28 protein-coding genes are annotated in these 17,341 nt (G+C 68.4%); 3 read left to right on the top strand and 25 right to left on the bottom strand.

Going from position 1 to position 17,341, the window contains the following annotated elements; all coding sequences use genetic code 11:
• Positions 1-86: 86 nt before the first annotated feature.
• From rplO to rpsJ, 21 genes are all read right to left on the bottom strand, one after another.
• Entirely contained in the window at positions 87-542 is a 456-nt protein-coding gene (gene rplO, locus ACZ8ZB_RS20385; protein WP_014674382.1) for a 50S ribosomal protein L15, read from the bottom strand.
• A gap of 2 nt (positions 543-544) precedes the next feature.
• A complete protein-coding gene (gene rpmD, locus ACZ8ZB_RS20380; RefSeq protein WP_003974250.1) occupies positions 545-727 on the bottom strand; it encodes a 50S ribosomal protein L30 in 183 nt (60 codons plus the stop codon).
• A gap of 2 nt (positions 728-729) precedes the next feature.
• The gene (gene rpsE, locus ACZ8ZB_RS20375; RefSeq protein WP_030831667.1) at positions 730-1,335 is read right to left on the bottom strand and encodes a 30S ribosomal protein S5; all 606 of its coding nucleotides are present in this window, start codon (positions 1,333-1,335) and stop codon (positions 730-732) included.
• A gap of 41 nt (positions 1,336-1,376) precedes the next feature.
• The gene (rplR, locus tag ACZ8ZB_RS20370; protein WP_004927235.1) at positions 1,377-1,760 is read right to left on the bottom strand and encodes a 50S ribosomal protein L18; all 384 of its coding nucleotides are present in this window, start codon (positions 1,758-1,760) and stop codon (positions 1,377-1,379) included.
• Positions 1,761-1,763: 3 nt separating this feature from the next.
• Complete coding sequence (rplF, locus tag ACZ8ZB_RS20365; protein WP_371235513.1) at positions 1,764-2,303, bottom strand: 50S ribosomal protein L6; 540 nt, start codon at positions 2,301-2,303, stop codon at positions 1,764-1,766.
• Positions 2,304-2,327: 24 nt separating this feature from the next.
• Positions 2,328-2,726 (bottom strand): 30S ribosomal protein S8, encoded by a 399-nt coding sequence (rpsH, locus tag ACZ8ZB_RS20360; RefSeq protein WP_470739105.1) that lies wholly within the window; start codon positions 2,724-2,726, stop codon positions 2,328-2,330.
• 213 nt (positions 2,727-2,939) lie between these two features.
• Entirely contained in the window at positions 2,940-3,125 is a 186-nt protein-coding gene (locus ACZ8ZB_RS20355) for a type Z 30S ribosomal protein S14 (RefSeq protein WP_003948630.1), read from the bottom strand.
• A gap of 5 nt (positions 3,126-3,130) precedes the next feature.
• Positions 3,131-3,688, bottom strand: coding sequence for a 50S ribosomal protein L5 (gene rplE / locus ACZ8ZB_RS20350; RefSeq protein ID WP_470739104.1), 558 nt, complete (start codon positions 3,686-3,688; stop codon positions 3,131-3,133).
• Positions 3,688-4,011 carry a 50S ribosomal protein L24 gene (gene rplX / locus ACZ8ZB_RS20345; RefSeq protein ID WP_389012230.1) on the bottom strand — a complete coding sequence of 108 codons (324 nt, stop codon included), beginning with the start codon at positions 4,009-4,011 and terminating at the stop codon, positions 3,688-3,690. Before rplX ends, rplE begins: the two co-directional genes overlap by 1 nt.
• A gap of 2 nt (positions 4,012-4,013) precedes the next feature.
• A complete protein-coding gene (rplN, locus tag ACZ8ZB_RS20340) occupies positions 4,014-4,382 on the bottom strand; it encodes a 50S ribosomal protein L14 (protein ID WP_003998823.1) in 369 nt (122 codons plus the stop codon).
• Positions 4,383-4,514: 132 nt separating this feature from the next.
• Entirely contained in the window at positions 4,515-4,802 is a 288-nt protein-coding gene (gene rpsQ / locus ACZ8ZB_RS20335) for a 30S ribosomal protein S17 (protein ID WP_004927263.1), read from the bottom strand.
• Positions 4,799-5,023, bottom strand: a complete 225-nt coding sequence (gene rpmC / locus ACZ8ZB_RS20330) for a 50S ribosomal protein L29 (RefSeq protein ID WP_007494763.1) — start codon at positions 5,021-5,023, stop codon at positions 4,799-4,801. Before rpmC ends, rpsQ begins: the two co-directional genes overlap by 4 nt.
• A complete protein-coding gene (rplP, locus tag ACZ8ZB_RS20325; RefSeq protein WP_007443989.1) occupies positions 5,023-5,442 on the bottom strand; it encodes a 50S ribosomal protein L16 in 420 nt (139 codons plus the stop codon). The genes rpmC and rplP overlap by 1 nt, the downstream gene beginning before the upstream one ends.
• 5 nt (positions 5,443-5,447) lie before the next feature.
• Positions 5,448-6,275: a 30S ribosomal protein S3 gene (rpsC, locus tag ACZ8ZB_RS20320; RefSeq protein WP_004927271.1), complete on the bottom strand. Its 828-nt coding sequence runs from the start codon at positions 6,273-6,275 to the stop codon at positions 5,448-5,450.
• Positions 6,275-6,622, bottom strand: coding sequence for a 50S ribosomal protein L22 (gene rplV, locus ACZ8ZB_RS20315; RefSeq protein WP_006130776.1), 348 nt, complete (start codon positions 6,620-6,622; stop codon positions 6,275-6,277). The genes rpsC and rplV overlap by 1 nt, the downstream gene beginning before the upstream one ends.
• A 41-nt stretch (positions 6,623-6,663) precedes the next feature.
• Entirely contained in the window at positions 6,664-6,945 is a 282-nt protein-coding gene (gene rpsS, locus ACZ8ZB_RS20310) for a 30S ribosomal protein S19 (RefSeq protein ID WP_108954814.1), read from the bottom strand.
• Positions 6,946-6,957: 12 nt separating this feature from the next.
• A complete protein-coding gene (gene rplB, locus ACZ8ZB_RS20305; RefSeq protein WP_004927281.1) occupies positions 6,958-7,794 on the bottom strand; it encodes a 50S ribosomal protein L2 in 837 nt (278 codons plus the stop codon).
• Between the two features lie 38 nt (positions 7,795-7,832).
• A complete protein-coding gene (gene rplW / locus ACZ8ZB_RS20300) occupies positions 7,833-8,252 on the bottom strand; it encodes a 50S ribosomal protein L23 (protein WP_470739103.1) in 420 nt (139 codons plus the stop codon).
• The gene (gene rplD / locus ACZ8ZB_RS20295) at positions 8,252-8,911 is read right to left on the bottom strand and encodes a 50S ribosomal protein L4 (RefSeq protein WP_470739102.1); all 660 of its coding nucleotides are present in this window, start codon (positions 8,909-8,911) and stop codon (positions 8,252-8,254) included. Before rplD ends, rplW begins: the two co-directional genes overlap by 1 nt.
• Positions 8,912-8,919: 8 nt before the next feature.
• On the bottom strand, positions 8,920-9,564 hold the full coding sequence (rplC, locus tag ACZ8ZB_RS20290) for a 50S ribosomal protein L3 (RefSeq protein ID WP_004927290.1): 645 nt from the start codon (positions 9,562-9,564) through the stop codon (positions 8,920-8,922).
• Between the two features lie 18 nt (positions 9,565-9,582).
• On the bottom strand, positions 9,583-9,891 hold the full coding sequence (gene rpsJ / locus ACZ8ZB_RS20285) for a 30S ribosomal protein S10 (RefSeq protein WP_003948644.1): 309 nt from the start codon (positions 9,889-9,891) through the stop codon (positions 9,583-9,585).
• Between the two features lie 804 nt (positions 9,892-10,695).
• On the opposite strand from rpsJ, the gene ACZ8ZB_RS20280 reads away from it, so the two are divergent.
• Positions 10,696-12,057: a hypothetical protein gene (locus ACZ8ZB_RS20280; RefSeq protein ID WP_470739101.1), complete on the top strand. Its 1,362-nt coding sequence runs from the start codon at positions 10,696-10,698 to the stop codon at positions 12,055-12,057.
• Between the two features lie 88 nt (positions 12,058-12,145).
• Here ACZ8ZB_RS20280 and ACZ8ZB_RS20275 read toward each other — a convergent pair whose 3' ends face one another.
• Complete coding sequence (locus ACZ8ZB_RS20275) at positions 12,146-12,478, bottom strand: cupin domain-containing protein (RefSeq protein ID WP_470739100.1); 333 nt, start codon at positions 12,476-12,478, stop codon at positions 12,146-12,148.
• Between the two features lie 120 nt (positions 12,479-12,598).
• Between ACZ8ZB_RS20275 and ACZ8ZB_RS20270 the strand changes: the two genes are divergently transcribed.
• Positions 12,599-13,366 carry a YqjF family protein gene (locus ACZ8ZB_RS20270; protein WP_470739099.1) on the top strand — a complete coding sequence of 256 codons (768 nt, stop codon included), beginning with the start codon at positions 12,599-12,601 and terminating at the stop codon, positions 13,364-13,366.
• Positions 13,367-13,384: 18 nt separating this feature from the next.
• Here ACZ8ZB_RS20270 and gdhA read toward each other — a convergent pair whose 3' ends face one another.
• The gene (gene gdhA, locus ACZ8ZB_RS20265) at positions 13,385-14,743 is read right to left on the bottom strand and encodes an NADP-specific glutamate dehydrogenase (RefSeq protein ID WP_470739098.1); all 1,359 of its coding nucleotides are present in this window, start codon (positions 14,741-14,743) and stop codon (positions 13,385-13,387) included.
• A 329-nt stretch (positions 14,744-15,072) separates the two neighbouring features.
• Here gdhA and ACZ8ZB_RS20260 point away from each other — a divergent pair, with 329 nt between their 5' ends.
• Complete coding sequence (locus ACZ8ZB_RS20260; RefSeq protein ID WP_470739097.1) at positions 15,073-15,624, top strand: SUKH-4 family immunity protein; 552 nt, start codon at positions 15,073-15,075, stop codon at positions 15,622-15,624.
• Positions 15,625-15,771: 147 nt separating this feature from the next.
• On the opposite strand, the gene ACZ8ZB_RS20255 is transcribed toward ACZ8ZB_RS20260, so the two are convergent.
• Positions 15,772-15,981: a DUF397 domain-containing protein gene (locus ACZ8ZB_RS20255; RefSeq protein WP_470739096.1), complete on the bottom strand. Its 210-nt coding sequence runs from the start codon at positions 15,979-15,981 to the stop codon at positions 15,772-15,774.
• Positions 15,978-16,853, bottom strand: a complete 876-nt coding sequence (locus ACZ8ZB_RS20250) for a helix-turn-helix domain-containing protein (RefSeq protein ID WP_470739095.1) — start codon at positions 16,851-16,853, stop codon at positions 15,978-15,980. The genes ACZ8ZB_RS20255 and ACZ8ZB_RS20250 overlap by 4 nt, the downstream gene beginning before the upstream one ends.
• Positions 16,854-17,341: the final 488 nt, after the last annotated feature.

Here is a 17,341-nt window from a genome sequence, read left to right as displayed (position 1 = left end):
GCCCTAGGAACGACCAACCGGGGATACCCCAAATGTGGGGTATCCCCGGTCGGGATCGTTCTACGTCATCGAGCCACCTGAAAGGGTCAGACGAGCTCGGTGACGGTACCGCCGGCGGCGGTGATCTTCTCCTTGGCGGAGCCGGAGACGGCGTCGACCGTCACCTGCAGCGCCACGGAGATCTCGCCCTGGCCGAGGACCTTGACGAGGCTGTTCTTGCGCACGGCACCCTTGGCCACGAGACCCTCGACGGTGACCTCGCCACCCTCGGGGTAGAGCGCGGCCAGCTTGTCGAGGTTCACGACCTGGTACTCGGTCTTGAACGGGTTCTTGAAGCCCTTCAGCTTCGGGAGACGCATGTGGAGCGGCATCTGGCCACCCTCGAAGCGCTCCGGAACCTGGTAGCGGGCCTTGGTGCCCTTCGTACCACGACCGGCCGTCTTACCCTTCGACGCCTCACCACGACCCACACGGGTCTTGGCGGTCTTGGCGCCCGGGGCGGGACGGAGGTTGTGGATCTTGAGCGGGTTCTGCTCCGCCATGATCAGTCGACCTCCTCGACCGTCACGAGGTGGCGGACGGTGTGCACCATGCCGCGGAACTCGGGGCGGTCCTCCTTGACGACCTGCGTGTTGATGCCCTTGAGACCAAGGGAGCGCAGGGTGTCACGGTGGTTCTGCTTGCTGCCGATGTAGGACTTGACCTGCGTGATCTTGAGCTGCGCCATGATCACACACCCGCCCCGGCACGCGCACGGAGAAGAGCCGCGGGGGCGACGTCCTCGAGCGGCAGACCACGGCGGGCCGCGATCTCCTCGGGACGCTGCAGGCCCTTGAGGGCCGCCACGGTCGCGTGCACGATGTTGATCTGGTTGTCGGAGCCGAGCGACTTCGACAGCACGTCGTGGATACCGGCGCACTCGAGCACGGCGCGCACCGGACCACCGGCGATCACACCGGTACCGGGCGACGCGGGCTTGAGCAGCACGACGCCGGCAGCCTTCTCACCCTGGATGGGGTGCGGGATGGTGCCCTGGATGCGGGGGACCTTGAAGAAGTGCTTCTTGGCCTCCTCAACGCCCTTGGCGATGGCGGCCGGCACCTCCTTGGCCTTGCCGTATCCGACACCCACGGTGCCGTCACCGTCGCCCACCACGACCAGCGCGGTGAAGCTGAAGCGACGACCACCCTTCACAACCTTGGCGACGCGGTTGATCGCGACGACGCGCTCAACGTACGCGGTCTTCTCGGCGGCAGCTGCGCCGCCGTCACGGCCCTTCCGGTCCCGCCGCTCGCCGCCACCGGCACCGCCACCGCGGCGCTGGGGTCCAGCCATTGGAATTACCTCTCTCTGTTTCCGCTAGCTACGGAACCGGCTCAGAACTTCAGTCCGGCTTCGCGGGCGGCGTCCGCCAGGGCGGCGATGCGCCCGGCGTACTGGTTGCCACCACGGTCGAACACGACGGCCTCGACACCGGCGGCCTTGGCGCGCTCGGCGACCAGGGCGCCGACCTGCTTGGCCTGCGCGGACTTGTCGCCCTCGCCACCACGGACCGACGCGTCCAGGGTGGACGCCGACGCCAGGGTGTGGCCCTTCAGGTCGTCGATCACCTGCGCCACGATGTGGCGGTTGGAACGGGTCACGACCAGGCGAGGACGCTCGGCGGTGCCGGCGACCTTCTTGCGGATCCGGATGTGACGACGCTTGATAGCAGCACGCTTGTAGGCGTCGCCCTTGAGGATCTTCTGCCCGTATGCCATGGCTTACTTACCCGCCTTTCCGACCTTGCGGCGGATGACTTCGCCCTCGTACTTGACGCCCTTGGCCTTGTACGGGTCGGGCTTGCGCAGCTTGCGGATGTTGGCCGCAACCTCGCCGACCTTCTGCTTGTCGATGCCCTCGACCGAGAAACGGGTCGGGGCCTCGACCTTGAAGGTGATGCCCTCGGGCGCCTCGACCGTGATCGGGTGGCTGTAGCCGAGGGAGAACTCCAGGTTCGAACCCTTGGCGACAACGCGGTAACCGACACCGCTGATCTCGAGCTTCTTCACGTAACCCTGGGTCACGCCGGTGATCATGTTCGCCACCAGCGTGCGGGACAGGCCGTGCAGGGCCTTGTTCTGACGCTCGTCGTTGGGGCGGGTGACGTTCAGCACGCCGTCCTCGCCCTTGACGATCTCGATCGGCGCCACGACGGTGTGGGTCAGCGTGCCCTTGGGGCCCTTGACCGAGACCGTACGGCCGTCGATGGTGACGTCCACGCCGGCGGGAACCGCGATGGGGAGCTTGCCGATGCGCGACATAGCTGTTTCCTCCGTTCCCTTCCGCTACCAGACGTAGGCGAGGACTTCCCCACCCACGCCCTTCTTGCCGGCCTGCTTGTCGGTGAGGAGCCCGTGCGACGTGGAGATGATCGCCACGCCGAGGCCGCCCAGCACCTTCGGCAGGTTGGTGGACTTCGCGTACACCCGGAGACCGGGCTTGGAGATCCGCTTGATGCCCGCGATGGAGCGCTCACGGTTCGGCCCGAACTTCAGCTCGAGGACGAGGTTCTTGCCGACCTCGGCGTCCTCGGTCTTCCAGCCGGTGATGAAGCCCTCCTGCTGGAGGATCTCCGCGATGTGCGACTTGATCTTCGAGTGCGGCATCACCACGGAGTCGTGGTACGCCGAGTTCGCGTTCCGCAGACGCGTGAGCATGTCTGCGATCGGATCAGTCATGGTCATGAATTGGCCTTCGGCCTCTCTCGCCGGGGTTTCCTGGTGCGCCATCCCTCTCCCCGATCCGAGACGGGACGGGTGCGGCGCGGTGGACCTACGGCGTAGTAAGTCGTCTGGGGCACGGCAGGTGCCCAACCCCGCAAGCCTAAGCCATGCGGAGCGGGCCTCCCGCCGTTCCCCTTGCTTACCGAGAGTCCTGGGGATCCGGAATTACCCGGATTACCAGGAGCTCTTGGTCACGCCCGGCAGCTCGCCACGGTGAGCCATCTCACGAAGGCACACGCGGCACAGGCCGAACTTGCGGTACACGGAGTGCGGACGGCCGCAGCGCTGGCAGCGGGTGTAGCCGCGCACTCCGAACTTGGGCTTGCGAGCAGCCTTCGCGATGAGAGCCTTCTTCGCCATCTCGCTCACGCCTCCTTGAACGGGAAGCCGAGGTGACGGAGAAGGGCACGGCCCTCTTCGTCGTTGGTCGCCGTGGTGACCACGGTGATGTCCATACCCCGGACACGGTCGATCTTGTCCTGGTCGATCTCGTGGAACATGACCTGCTCCGTGAGACCGAAGGTGTAGTTGCCACGGCCGTCGAACTGCTTGGGGGACAGGCCGCGGAAGTCGCGGATGCGCGGCAGCGCGAGCGACAGGGTGCGGTCCAGGAACTCCCACATGCGGTCGCCGCGGAGCGTGACGTGGGCGCCGATCGGCTGGCCCTCGCGCAGCTTGAACTGCGCGATGGACTTGCGGGCCTTGGTGACGGCCGGCTTCTGACCGGTGATCGTGGTGAGGTCGCGGATGGCGCCCTCGATCAGCTTGGAGTCGCGGGCGGCGTCGCCCACACCCATGTTGACCACGATCTTGACGAGGCCGGGAACCTGCATGACGTTCTCGTAGGAGAACTGCTCACGCAGCTTGCCCGCGATCTCCTCGCGGTACTTCGTCTTCAGACGCGGGCTGGTGGTGGTCGTCATCAGATGTCCTCACCCGTCCGCTTGGCAACGCGGATCTTGTTGCCTTCGTCGTCGAAGCGGTAACCGACGCGCGTGACGACCTTCTTGCCGTCCTTCTCCACGACCAGCTGGACGTTGGAGACGTGGACCGGGGCCTCGGTGGTCACGATGCCGCCGGCCTGCGAACCGCTGGCGGTCGGGCCGGCCTTGGTGTGCTTCTTGACCCGGTTGACACCCTCGACCAGGACGCGGTCCTCCCGCGGGTAAGCGGCAATGACCTTGCCCTGCTTGCCCTTGTCCTTGCCGGTGATGACCTGAACCAGATCACCCTTCTTGATCTTCATGCTTACAGCACCTCCGGCGCGAGCGAGATGATCTTCATGAACTTCTTCTCGCGCAGCTCACGGCCGACCGGGCCGAAGATACGGGTGCCGCGAGGGTCGCCGTCGTTCTTCAGAATGACGGCGGCGTTCTCGTCGAAGCGGATGTACGAGCCGTCCGGACGGCGGCGCTCCTTGACGGTGCGAACGATGACCGCCTTGACGACGTCACCCTTCTTCACGTTGCCACCGGGGATCGCGTCCTTGACGGTGGCGACGATGACGTCACCGATGCCCGCGTAGCGGCGACCGGAGCCACCGAGCACACGGATGCAAAGGATTTCCTTCGCCCCCGTGTTGTCGGCGACGCGCAGTCGCGACTCCTGCTGGATCACGTCTATCTCCTGTTTGTCTGCCGGTTCCCCGGGGGGCCGTTCGGCTGAACGGCCCCCCGGAGCCTGGCGGAACTGTCCTGCGAGGGATGCCTAGCAGGAACGTACTTTTGGGAATTCCCTTGCGGGAATTACCTACTTGGCCTTCTCGAGGATCTCGACGATGCGCCAGTGCTTCGTCGCGGACAGCGGCCGGGTCTCCATCAGGAGGACGCGGTCGCCGACGCCGGCGGCGTTCTGCTCGTCGTGGGCCTTGAGCTTGCTCGTGCTGCGGATGACCTTGCCGTACAGCGCGTGCTTCTTGCGGTCCTCGACGGCGACGACGACGGTCTTGTCCATCTTGTCGCTGACGACGATGCCCTCACGGGTCTTGCGGTCGCCCCGAGCCTCGGTGTTCGTCTCAGTCACGTTGTTCTCGCTCATGCGTTCTCCACCGTTTCGATGCCCAGCTCGCGCTCGCGCATCAGGGTGTAGATCCGCGCGATGTCCTTACGGACGGCCTTCAGCCGACCGTGGTTCTCGAGCTGACCGGTCGCCGCCTGGAAACGGAGGTTGAACAGCTCTTCCTTGGCCTCGCGGAGCTTCGCGAGAAGCTCCTCGTTGCCCAGCTCGCGCAGCTCGGACGCCTTGGTACCGGCCGACATCACGCTTCACCTGCCTCGCGCTTGACGATCCGGCACTTCATCGGCAGCTTGTGGGCCGCACGGGTCAGCGCCTCACGGGCGATCTTCTCGTTGGGGTAGGACAGCTCGAACATGACCCGGCCCGGGTGCACGTTCGCGATCCACCACTCCGGCGAACCCTTACCGGAACCCATGCGGGTCTCGGCCGGCTTCTTCGTGAGCGGGCGGTCCGGGTAGATGTTGATCCAGACCTTGCCGCCACGCTTGATGTGGCGGGTCATCGCGATACGGGCGGCCTCGATCTGGCGGTTGGTCACGTACGCCGGCGTGAGGGCCTGGATGCCGTACTCGCCGAACGCGACCGTCGTACCGCCCTTGGCCATACCGCGGCGCTTCGGGTGGTGCTGCTTGCGGTGCTTGACCCTACGGGGGATCAGCATGTCGGTCAGGCCTCCGTTCCGGTGCTCTCAGCCGGAGCGGCAGCCGGAGCCTCGGCCTTGGGGGCCTCGGCAGCGGGAGCCTGCTGCGGCTTGCGGCCGCGACCGCCACGCTCGCCACCGCGGCCACCACGGGCCGGGCGGTCAGCGCCACCACGGGCCGGGCGGTTGCCGGCACGGGCGGCGGCGTTCTCGGCGCGGACCTCGGCGATGTTCTTGACGTCGCCCTTGTAGATCCAGACCTTCACGCCGATGCGGCCGAAGGTCGTCTTGGCCTCGAAGAAGCCGTAGTCCACGTTCGCGCGGAGGGTGTGCAGGGGCACACGGCCCTCGCGGTAGAACTCCGAGCGGGACATCTCGGCGCCGCCGAGGCGGCCACCGCACTGGATCTTGATGCCCTTGGCGCCCGCCTTCATCGCCGACTGCATGCTCTTGCGCATGGCGCGGCGGAAGGAGACGCGGGAGGAGAGCTGCTCGGCGACGGCCTGGGCCACGAGCTGAGCGTCCGTCTCGGGGTTCTTGACCTCGAGGATGTTCAGCTGGACCTGCTTGCCGGTGAGCTTCTCGAGGTCGCCGCGGATGCGGTCGGCCTCGGCGCCGCGGCGGCCGATGACGATGCCCGGACGAGCGGTGTGGATGTCCACCCGCACGCGGTCACGGGTGCGCTCGATCTCGACCTTGGAGATGCCGGCGCGCTCCATGCCGGACGTCATCATCCGACGGATGGCGACGTCTTCCTTGACGTAGTCCTTGTACAGCTTGTCGGCGTACCAACGCGACTTGAAGTCGGTCGTGACACCGAGCCGGAACCCATGCGGGTTAACCTTCTGGCCCATTACCGGGTTCCTTCCTTGCTGCTGACGACCACGGTGATGTGGCTGGTCCGCTTGCGGATCCGGTAGGCGCGGCCCTGGGCACGCGGACGGAACCGCTTCAGGGTCGGGCCCTCGTCGACGTAGGCCTCGGAGATGAAGAGGCTGTCGACATCGGTGTGGTCGTAGTTGTGCGCGGCGTTGGCGATGGCGCTGTCCAGCACCTTGCCGACCGGCACGCTCGCGGCCTGCGGGGCGAAACGCAGGACCGCCTGAGCCTCCGTGGCGTCCATGCCACGGATGAGGTCCACCACGCGGCGGGCCTTCATGGGCGTGACGCGGATGTACCGCGCCTGGGCCCTGGCTTCCATGGTTGTCCCTTCAGTGTTTGTCATGGTCATCACCCCGCTGACTAGCGGCGCTTCGACTTCCGGTCGTCCTTGACGTGACCCCGGAAGGTGCGCGTCGGCGAGAACTCGCCGAGCTTGTGGCCGACCATGGACTCGGTGACAAACACCGGGATGTGGGTCTTGCCGTTGTGCACCGCGATCGTGTGGCCCAGCATCGCCGGGACGATCATCGAGCGGCGGGACCAGGTCTTGATGACGTTCTTGGTACCGGCTTCGTTCTGGACGTCCACCTTCTTCATCAGGTGGTCGTCGACGAAGGGTCCCTTCTTCAAGCTACGAGGCATCTCAACCCGTCCTTAGCGCTTCTTGTTCGTCTTGCGGCGGCGGACGATGTACTTGTTCGACGCCTTCTTGGGCGAACGAGTACGGCCTTCCTTCTTGCCCCACGGGGACACGGGGTGGCGGCCACCGGAGGTCCGGCCCTCACCACCACCGTGCGGGTGGTCGACCGGGTTCATGACGACACCACGGACGGTCGGGCGGACGCCCAGCCACCGCTTACGGCCGGCCTTGCCCCAGTTGATGTTCGACTGCTCGGCGTTGCCGACCTCGCCGACCGTGGCGCGGCAGCGCTGGTCGACCAGGCGGATCTCTCCGGACGGCATGCGGAGGTGGGCCATCGAGCCCTCCTTCGCGAGCAGCTGCACGGAGGCGCCGGCGGAGCGGGCGAACTTGGCGCCGCCACCGGGACGGAGCTCGATCGCGTGGATCGTGGTACCGACCGGGATGTTGCGGAGGGCCAGGTTGTTGCCCGGCTTGATGTCGGCCCCGGGACCGTTCTCGACGCGGTCGCCCTGCTGCAGGTTGCGCGGGGCGAGGATGTAGCGCTTCTCGCCGTCGGCGTAGTGCAGCAGCGCGATGCGCGCGGTGCGGTTGGGGTCGTACTCGATGTGCGCGACCTTCGCCGGCACGCCGTCCTTGTCGTGACGACGGAAGTCGATCACGCGGTAGGCGCGCTTGTGGCCACCGCCCTGGTGGCGGACGGTCACACGACCGGAATTGTTACGGCCGCCCTTGCTGTGCAGGGGACGGACCAGCGACTTCTCCGGCGTGGACCGCGTGACCTCGACGAAGTCGGCGACGCTGGAGCCACGACGGCCCGGAGTCGTCGGCTTGTACTTGCGGATACCCATTTCTCAGTCCTCGTCCGATATCGAACGATCCTGACCGCTTACGCGGTCGGACCGCCGAAGATGTCGATACGGTCGCCCTCGGCGAGGGTCACGATCGCGCGCTTGGTCGCCGCGCGCTGGCCGAAGCCGGTGCGGGTGCGCTTGCGCTTGCCGATGCGGTTGATCGTGTTGACCCCGGTGACCTTGACCTCGAAGACCGCCTGGACGGCCTCCTTGATCTGGGTCTTGTTGGAGCCCGGCGCGACGATGAACGTGTACTTGTTCTCGTCGATGAGCGCGTAGCTCTTCTCGGACACGACCGGCTTCAGCAGGACGTCACGGGGGTCCGTGAACGCCTTGCTCGCCGGGGTGACGACGGTGTTCTTGCCTTCGGCCTCGTGGCGGCGCGCCTTGGCGACGCGAGCGGCCTTGGCCGCCTTGGCGGCCTTCGAGGCGATCGAGGGGTGACGGGCAGCCATCAGACCTCGCTCCCTTCGTTGTCGTTGGCCTTGTTCGGGCCGGCGACGAAGGACTCGAAAGCGGCCTTGGTGAAGACCACGTCGTCCGAGACGAGAACGTCGTACGTGTTCAGCTGGCCCGGCTCCAGGATGTGGACCTGGGGCAGGTTGCGGGCGGACAGCCACGCGGCCTCGTCGGCGCGGTCGACGACCAGGAGCAGGTTCTTGCGCTCCGAGATCTTGCCGAACAGCGACTTGGCGGCCTTCGTGGAGGGGGTCTCGCCCTCGATCACGCCGGAGACGACGTGAATGCGGTTGTGGCGCGCCCGGTCGGTGAGGGCGTGACGCAGGGCGGCAGCCTTCATCTTCTTGGGGGTGCGCTGGGAGTAGTCGCGCGGCACGGGACCGTGCACGACGCCACCACCGGCGAACTGCGGTGCGCGGGTCGAACCCTGACGGGCGCGGCCGGTGCCCTTCTGGCGGTACGGCTTCTTGCCGCCACCACGGACTTCACCGCGGGTCTTGGTCTTGTGGGTGCCCTGGCGGGCAGCGGCCAGCTGCGCGACGACGACCTGGTGGATCAGCGGGATGCTGACCTTCTCAACGCCGAAGATCTCCGCGGGGAGCTCGACGGTACCGGCCTTGTCGCCCGCCGGCGAAAGGATGTCAACAGTGCTCATCGGTTACCTCAGGCCCCCTTGGCCGCGGTGCGGACCAGGACGAGGCCGCCGTTCGGACCGGGAACCGCGCCCTTGATGAGCAGCAGACCCTTCTCCGCGTCAACGGCGTGGACGGTCAGGTTCTGGGTGGTGACCCGCTCGTTGCCCATGCGACCCGCCATGCGGAGGCCCTTGAACACACGGCCCGGGGTGGCGCAGCCACCGATGGAACCGGGCGAGCGGTGCTTGCGCTGGGTGCCGTGTCCGGCGCCGAGGCCCTTGAAGTTGTGACGCTTCATGACACCGGCGAAGCCCTTGCCCTTGCTCTTGCCGGTCACGTCGACCTTCACGCCGGACTCGAACACCTCGGCGGTGACTTCCTGGCCCAGCGTGTACTCGGAGGCGTCCGACGTGCGGATCTCGACGAGGTGACGACGGGGGGTGACGTCGGCCTTGGCGAAGTGGCCCTTGAGGGGCTTGTTCACCTTGCGCGGGTCGATCTCGCCGAAGGCGATCTGGACCGACTCGTAGCCGTCGACGTCGTTCGTACGGACCTGGGTGACGACGTTGGGGCCGGCCTTGACGACGGTGACCGGAACAACACGGTTGTTCTCGTCCCACACCTGCGTCATGCCGAGCTTCTCGCCCAGGATGCCCTTGATCTGCTTTGCCATCTCTTCAGATCACCGGCCTCAGAGCTTGATCTCGATGTCGACACCGGCCGGGAGGTCGAGTCGCATCAGAGAGTCAACGGTCTTGGGGGTCGGGTCGAGGATGTCGATCAGGCGCTTGTGCGTGCGCATCTCGAAGTGCTCGCGCGAGTCCTTGTACTTGTGCGGCGACTTGATGACGCAGTACACGTTCTTCTCAGTGGGCAGCGGCACCGGGCCCGCGACCGACGCACCAGTGCGAGTCACCGTCTCGACGATCTTCTTCGCCGAGGAGTCGATGACCTCGTGGTCGTAGGCCTTGAGCCGGATGCGGATCTTCTGTCCCGCCATGGCTACTTCGTAGTCCTGTCTCTCTTTACGCTCCGGAACCCGATGTCCCAGGGCTCGTCCTCCGACCCACGCGGTCGGGTGTGTCGCACTCCCGCCGACATGAATGTCCCTTGTTTCGAACATCCCTGCGGGATTGACACGGCCCTACCAGAACCGCGGACCGGGGGCGAAAGGCCCACCGGGCGCCTGGCCGGCGCCGCGCAACGCTTCCCGGAAGATTCCCGTACGTCCGCCCCTACACCTTTCGATGTAATACGTGGGACGACGAGTACTGTGGGACTCGCTTCCGGTCCTCCCGGCGGGAGGCGCGCAGCATCAACGCTCGACCGAGCAACTCGGACAGTCTGCCACACGGGGACCGGGGCTGGCCAATCGAGCGGAAGAGATTACCCCGGAAGTGACGGGGATCAAACGCGGGAGCGCTCGTGCCCCGGCCCCTTGCTCCGGGGAAGCGTCAGGAAACCCTCAGACCCTTCGGGTACCGGATCATTCTCCCGTCGGGTGATCTCACCGATTCGCAGCACGCGGCGCGGTCCGAGCAGGGCGGACCGCCCCCTCACTCCGGCTGCTGCCGCACCAAGACCGTCCGGGCCCGGCTGGGGACCGGATCCACCGGTTCCCGGTCCGCGTAGTGCAGGTCCCGCCCGGAGACGATGCCCAGGTCGCCGGTGCCCGGTTGCCGTTGCCCCGCCGACGGACGCCTCGACTCTCGCGGAACGGCTCCGTTCACGAACACTCGTACGGTTACATGCCTTCATGCGAAGATCCACGACGGGAACACGTGCATGGGGTGGGGCTGCGCTGGTGTGCGCCGCGGTCGCGGCGCTGCTGCCGTGGTTGCGTTACGGCGCTCCGACTCCCCGCTGGGACGTCCTCGCCGCGCTGGGCGCGGCGCTGCTGTGCGGGCTGGGCTGGGTGGCGGCGACCTGGCGGGCCCCGCGGTTCGTCCCGGCGCCCCCGGAGGGCCGGCCCGCGGACGGTGCTCCCCGCCTGCCAGCCCGGCTGCCGCGCCCGCCGCTGGCCTCCCTGGCCCGCGGCCTGTCATACGCCCTCGCCGGGTACGCGCTGGTGTCGGCGCTGCTGCTGGCCTGGCAGCCGGACGGCCGCCAGGCACGCGCCCTCGCCGCGCTCCAGGACGCGGGCGCGACCGTCTCCACCGGCAGGATCACGGACGTGACGTCCCGGGAGCAGGCGATCGGTGGAAGCGCCGGACAGAAGTCCAGCAGCTACTGGTACGCGTCCTTCACCGCCGAACTGTCCGACGGCACCCGGCTGTCCGTGGACCGCGGCATCGTCGTGAGCACCCCTTCCGGGTGGAGGAAGGTCAAGGTGCTGCACGTCCCCGGCCGTCCCGAACTGGGTGGCTGGGCGGACGCCAGCACCGACCTCATGGCGTACGTCCAGACCTGGCGGCCCCCGCTCTCCCCCGTTCCCGGGCTCCTGACCGCCTTCGCGGCCTTGGCGACCCTGGCGCACCTCAATGGGCGCTTCGGGCGCTTCGGGCCCCACCGGGTGCTGGCCGAGGACGCGGCGGCGGGCCGGGTGAAGGCGTTCCGGGTGGAGGCCCTCACCGCGGTCCGGGACGAGCACACGACCGTCGGCGCCCGCGCCGGCACCACGCGGGTGGTGGTACGCCGCGAGCTGCACGCGTCCGGTGAGGGCGGCACGCTCCGGCTGTACGTGCGGGATGTCGACATGGCCGCCCTGGCGGCGGAGTTCGGAACTTCGGGCGGCTGGCTGATGTGGGCGAACCGCTGGCGTTCGGTACGTGGGAGCAAGCCCGTCCCCTGCGCCTTCGTCGCCCCCGACGGCCGGGCCTTCCGCTGCACCGCCCAGCCGGCGGACCTCGCCCTCCTGCGGGAGAGCGGAGCGGCGTCGGAGCAGTCGACGGACCCGTCCGTCACGGTCCGCGACTGGAGCGGCCTGTGCGGGACGTCGCCGGCCGTCCGTCTGCTGCTGGTCCTTCTCTACACCGCCGTGGCCGCCTGCGCGCTGCCGGCCCTGACGGGCACGGCGAGCCACCTCACGGGCTATCTGCCGCTGCCGGCGGCCGCAGTGGCCGCGGTCGTCGCCGGGTACCTGGTGACGCGCCCCGTCGCCACGGACGACCTGCCGGTCTGGGAAAGGCGCAGGAGCCGGGACCGGAGGGTGCGGGCGGAGGCCTGAGCAGGCCGGCAGCGCCCTGAAGGGACGCGGGGCCGTGTCCGTGTGCGGCTCCGCGGCGCCGTCGCGGCCGGCCGCGACGGCGCCGCGCTCAGCCCTGCTTGGCGACCGTGAGCAGTACCGCCGCGTCCTCCAGGGCCTCCAGGCCGTGCCGGGCGGGAGGGATGACGATCAGGTCGCCCGTGCGCCCTTCCCGGTCGGTGTCGCCGCTGGTGAGGCGGACGCGGCCGCGCAGGACCAGGAGGGTGGCCTCGCCGGGGCCGTCGTGGTCGGCGAGGGCGGTGCCGGCGGTCAGCGCGAGGAGGGTCTGGCGCAGGGTGTGCTCGTGGCCGCCGTGGAGGGTGGTGGCGCTGCGGCCGTGGGAGGAGGCGGCGGCGCGTCCCAGGTGTTCGCGGGCGAGGGCGTCGAGGGAGAGCTTCTGCATGGCTCCGAGCCTTCCCGAGGCGTCCCGCGGCCGCCAGGGCCATGTGGGGTACACCGTGGCGTCCGCCGTGGTCGCCCGTCGTGGCGCGCGGCTGTCCGAGCCCTCCGCGATACTGGCGCGGTGCCGTCGACACCCCCGCTCCCGCAGCCCATCACGCCCGACCCGCCGGAGGCGATCGCGCGTCCGCTGCTCACCCAGTCGTGGCTGGACCTGACCTTCGTGCACTGGGCGGTGGACCCGGCCGACGTGGCCCCCCTGCTGCCGCCGGGCACCGTGCCCGACACGCTGGACGGGGTCACGTACGTCGGTCTCGTCGCGTTCCGGATGCACAAGGTGGGATGGCTGCGCCTGCCGGGCGTCCCGTACCTGGGGAACTTCCCGGAGACCAACGTCCGCCTGTACTCGGTGGACGCGCACGGGCGGCGCGGGGTGGTCTTCCTCTCCCTGGACGCCTCCCGGCTGATCCCGGTGGCGGTCGCCCGCCTCGGGTTCCGGATGCCGTACGTCTGGTCCCGGATGCGCGTGGAGCACCTCGACGGCGGCACGGTGACGTACACCAGCAGCCGGCGCTGGCCCGGGCCGCGGGGCGCCGGCGGACGCATCACCGTGCGCAGGGGCGAGCCGATCGAGGAACCGACCGAGCTGGAGCACTTCCTCACCGCCCGCTGGGGCATGCACGGCGCCTTCTTCGGACGGTCGACGTACCTGCCCAACGCCCATCCGCGCTGGCCCCTGCACCGGGCCGAGCTGGTGGAGTGCGAGGAGGACCTGGTCACCGCGGCCGGGCTGCCGAGGCCGGCCGGGGAGCCGGTGAGCGTGCTGTACTCACCGGGCGTCCCCGCCCGCTTCGGACGCCCGGCCCGTCCGGCCGGCATCCCCACACCCTGACGGCGTGACGCGGGTGCGTCAGATGACGCCCTGCGCGAGCATCGCGTCCGCCACCCGCTCGAAGCCGGCGATGTTCGCGCCGGTCACGTAGTCGCCGGGGGCGCCGTAGCGCTCGGCGGTCTCGGCGCAGGTGGTGTGGATGTCGGTCATGATGCGGGCCAGCTCGTTCTCGACCTGGTCGGCCTTCCACGAGGTGCGCGACGCGTTCTGCGTCATCTCCAGCGCGCTGACCGCGACCCCGCCCGCGTTGGCCGCCTTGCCGGGGCCGAAGGCTACGCCGGCCCGCTGGAACAGCTGCACGGCCTCCGGCGTGGTCGGCATGTTCGCGCCCTCGGAGACCGCCTTCACGCCGTTGCGGATGAGGGCGTCGGCGTCGACGGCGTTCAGCTCGTTCTGGGTCGCCGACGGCAGGGCGACGTCCGCCGGGACCTCCCAGACCCGCCCGTCGGGCACGAACCGCGCGGAGGCGCCCCGGCGCTCCGCGTAGTCGCTCACCCGGCCGCGCTCGACCTCCTTGATCTGGCGCAGCAGCTCCAGGTCGATGCCCTTCTCGTCGACGACGTAGCCGCTGGAGTCGGAGCAGGTGACCGGGTTGGCGCCGAGGGCGGCCAGCTTCTGGATGGTGTAGATCGCGACGTTGCCGGAGCCGGAGACGACCGCGGTCTGTCCCTCCAGGTCCTCGCCGCGGGCGCGCAGCATGGCCTCCGCGAACAGCACGTTGCCGTATCCGGTCGCCTCCGGACGGATCAGCGAGCCGCCCCAGCCGGCGCTCTTGCCGGTGAGCACGCCGCCCTCCCAGCGGTTGGTGATCCGCCGGTACTGGCCGAAGAGGTAGCCGATCTCGCGGGCGCCCACGCCGATGTCACCGGCCGGGATGTCGGTGTACTCACCGATGTGCCGGTACAGCTCGGTCATGAAGGACTGGCAGAAGCGCATGACCTCCGCGTCGCTGCGGCCCTGCGGGTCGAAGTCGCTGCCGCCCTTGCCGCCGCCGATGCCGAGACCGGTCAGGGCGTTCTTGAAGATCTGCTCGAAGCCCAGGAACTTGATGATCCCGAGGTTCACGGAGGGGTGGAAGCGCAGGCCGCCCTTGTAGGGGCCGAGGGCGCTGTTGTATTCGATCCGGAAGCCCCGGTTGACGTGGACCCGGCCCTGGTCGTCCTGCCACGGCACCCGGAACATGATCTGCCGCTCCGGCTCGACCAGCCGTGCGACGAGTCCCGGCTCGGCGTACTCGGGACGCGCCTCGAGCACCGGGGCGAGGGTCTCCAGCACCTCGCGTGCGGCCTGGTGGAACTCGGGCTCCGCCGGGTTACGGCGCTCGACCTCGGCGCGGAGCAGGTCGAGCGAGGTCTTGGGGTCGGGTCGTGAGGTCACGGGGTCCCTTTCTGGCGCGGCTGACACCGGTATGGAAACCGGTGATGGGCGCTCGGCGCCGTTGCCGCGCGCAGGACAGCGGCCGGTCGGGGGTGGTCACCCGAAGCGGCCAGCTTTCCAGTGTTACCCCTGTGTAAACCGAAACGGCAAGAAGCTCGACCGATTGTCCGCTATCTGAGACCTCGTGCACGGACACAGGACGCCACGGCGTCTCACTCCCTGTATACGATCGGGGGCGGGGGCGCGCCTCCGGAGGAGCCGGGTCCCCACGTCCTTCCGGGGTGCCGGATCCCCTCGGCGTCCTCCCGCGACGAAGCACGAGGGCCCTCATGAGTTTCACGGTCTCCGCGGACGAACTCCTCAGCGCGTTCGGTCTCACAGGTGTCGTGTACTTCCCCCGCCACGAGGAACCGGGCAGCCGCCTCGACGTACGGACGGCGGACTTCCTCGGCGGGGTCGGCCTTCCGGACGACGAGTACTTCAAGTCGAGGGCCGGCGTCGGCCAGGAGGAGTCGATCCGCCTGGCCGAGTGGTTCGGGCCCGAGGACGGGCCCCTGCCCGGGGAGTGCGGGTCCTGGCTGGTCCTCGCCCACTTCGCCGCCTCCCTCATCGCCCTCGACCCCGGGAGCGGGAAGGTGTACGCGTTCGGCGAGGGCGAACCCCTGGACTCGTACACGCAACTCCACCGTGACGTCGAGTCCCTCGCCTACGCCCTGCTCCTCCTCAAGAGGTTCGAGGAGCACGCACGGGACGACGCCGGCATCGACGGGCAGGTCGACCGGTTGCGCGCGCGGATCGAGGCCTTCGACCCCCTCCCCTTCGAGGACGACCGGTCGCAGTGGAACCTCGTCCTCGACGAGGTCGCCGAGGGCATCCGGTGAGGCGGGCCGCCGGGCCCACGCGTCCTTGACCGGCCGCGTCACCACGACCTCCGGCATCACCCGGATCGCCCTCCGGGCTTTCGTTGGCCGGGGTCATTGACGTGGAGCAGGTGAAGGCTTTCGGGGCGCGTGCCGTTGATTGGAGTGTCAGCGCTCCGACGCGTACGTCACGAAGTTCGACCACGCACCCGGCGTGAGCGCGAGCCGAGGCCCTGCCGCGTTCTTGGAGTCGCGAACGTGGACAGTGCGGGGCGCTATCGCGATCTCTACACAGGAGTTGCCATCGGGGCCGTCGCTGTAACTGCTCTTGAACCAGAGCAGTTCAGAGGTGTCCCCGGCAGAAGCCTTGCGGATCATGTCTCTCCCAGCACTTGCTCGATGAAGGCCAGCGACTCACGAGGGGTGAGAGCCTGCGCCCGGATAGTCCCATACCGCAGCTCAAGGATTCGCAGCTGCTTCGGATCGAAGGTCGGCCGACCGCTGAACGCACCGTCGGAACGGCCTGCCGCTGTACCGTCGGTGAACTTCAGCACTTCAATCCTGCCGTCCAACCCAGGGTGAGCCCCCGCGTTGGTAGGCATCACCTGCAACGTGACATTGCGCAAACGCCCTGTCTCCAGCAGGTGTTCGAGCTGCTGTCGCCACACCATTGTGCCCCCAACGCGCCGACGCAGCGTGGCCTCTTCCAGGACGAAGCTGAGAGCCGGAGCAGGAGATCGCTCAAAGATCGACTTTCGGGCCATGCGAGCAGCGACCAGGCTCTCAGCCTCCTCCTCCGAGTACGGCGGCTGCCATGCGTCGAACAGGGCTCGCGCATGCTCCGGCGTCTGCAACAACCCATGGATGCTGAGCCCGACGTACACCCCAAGCTCGACCGCCCTGGCCTCCAGCTCCGCCAGCGCCCGCACGCTCTTCGGATACCGGACCTTCTTCACGTCCTCCCAAGCCGCCGAGAGCAACCCACCCGCCCCCAACACCTCGTCGGCCCTGTCCAGATACTCCCGCTGAGGGATCCGCTTCCCGCCCTCGACCTTGTAGACGAGGTCCTCCCCGTACCCGATCGCCGCCCCGAACTGGCCGGCCCGCATCCCCGCCGCCTCGCGCCGCAGCTTCAACTGCCGCCCCACCGTGGTGATGACGGCGACGCCCCACTCGTCGTCCGGGTCCACCTCCCACCCCGGCTCGTCCGCCTCCCCCTTGAGCCGTACCGCCTCACCGTCCACCAACATGCCGCACCCTCCGTCGTCCCGCGCCGTACCGCGGCGCCCTACCCGTACCAACCGCCCCGACAGCCCGGACAGCACCGGACAACCAGCGGACAGTCACCACACGCAGGGAGATCCGCCACCACTCACGCTAGATCGCGACAGGGCCACCAGTGAGAGAAACGCATAATTCATACTTTTACGCACCACGCCACACTGAGCACTCATGGTCGACCCCCTCCCGGGCCACCGAAATCCCAGAGGGGCAGCACCCCCAGGCTGCTTCAAAATTGAATTTAATCGCTTCCCCCGAACCAAGGAAAATGGGGCCATCGACGCCCCTTTTACGAAAGCTCAAAAGAAAATCAAGCGGTAACGAGTGGGCAACGGGATGAACAGATAACCCCCCGATACGGATCAAGGCATGATTTGATCACGACCGATAAGCCGGGCGATTTGACCAGTCCCCGGCCACATGCAAGTCCGACCTGGGGGAAAAGATGAAGCGCACT

The sequence above is a fragment of the Streptomyces sp. 12E genome (assembly GCF_055633275.1).
This window is presented reverse-complemented; position numbering and strand designations above follow the sequence as displayed.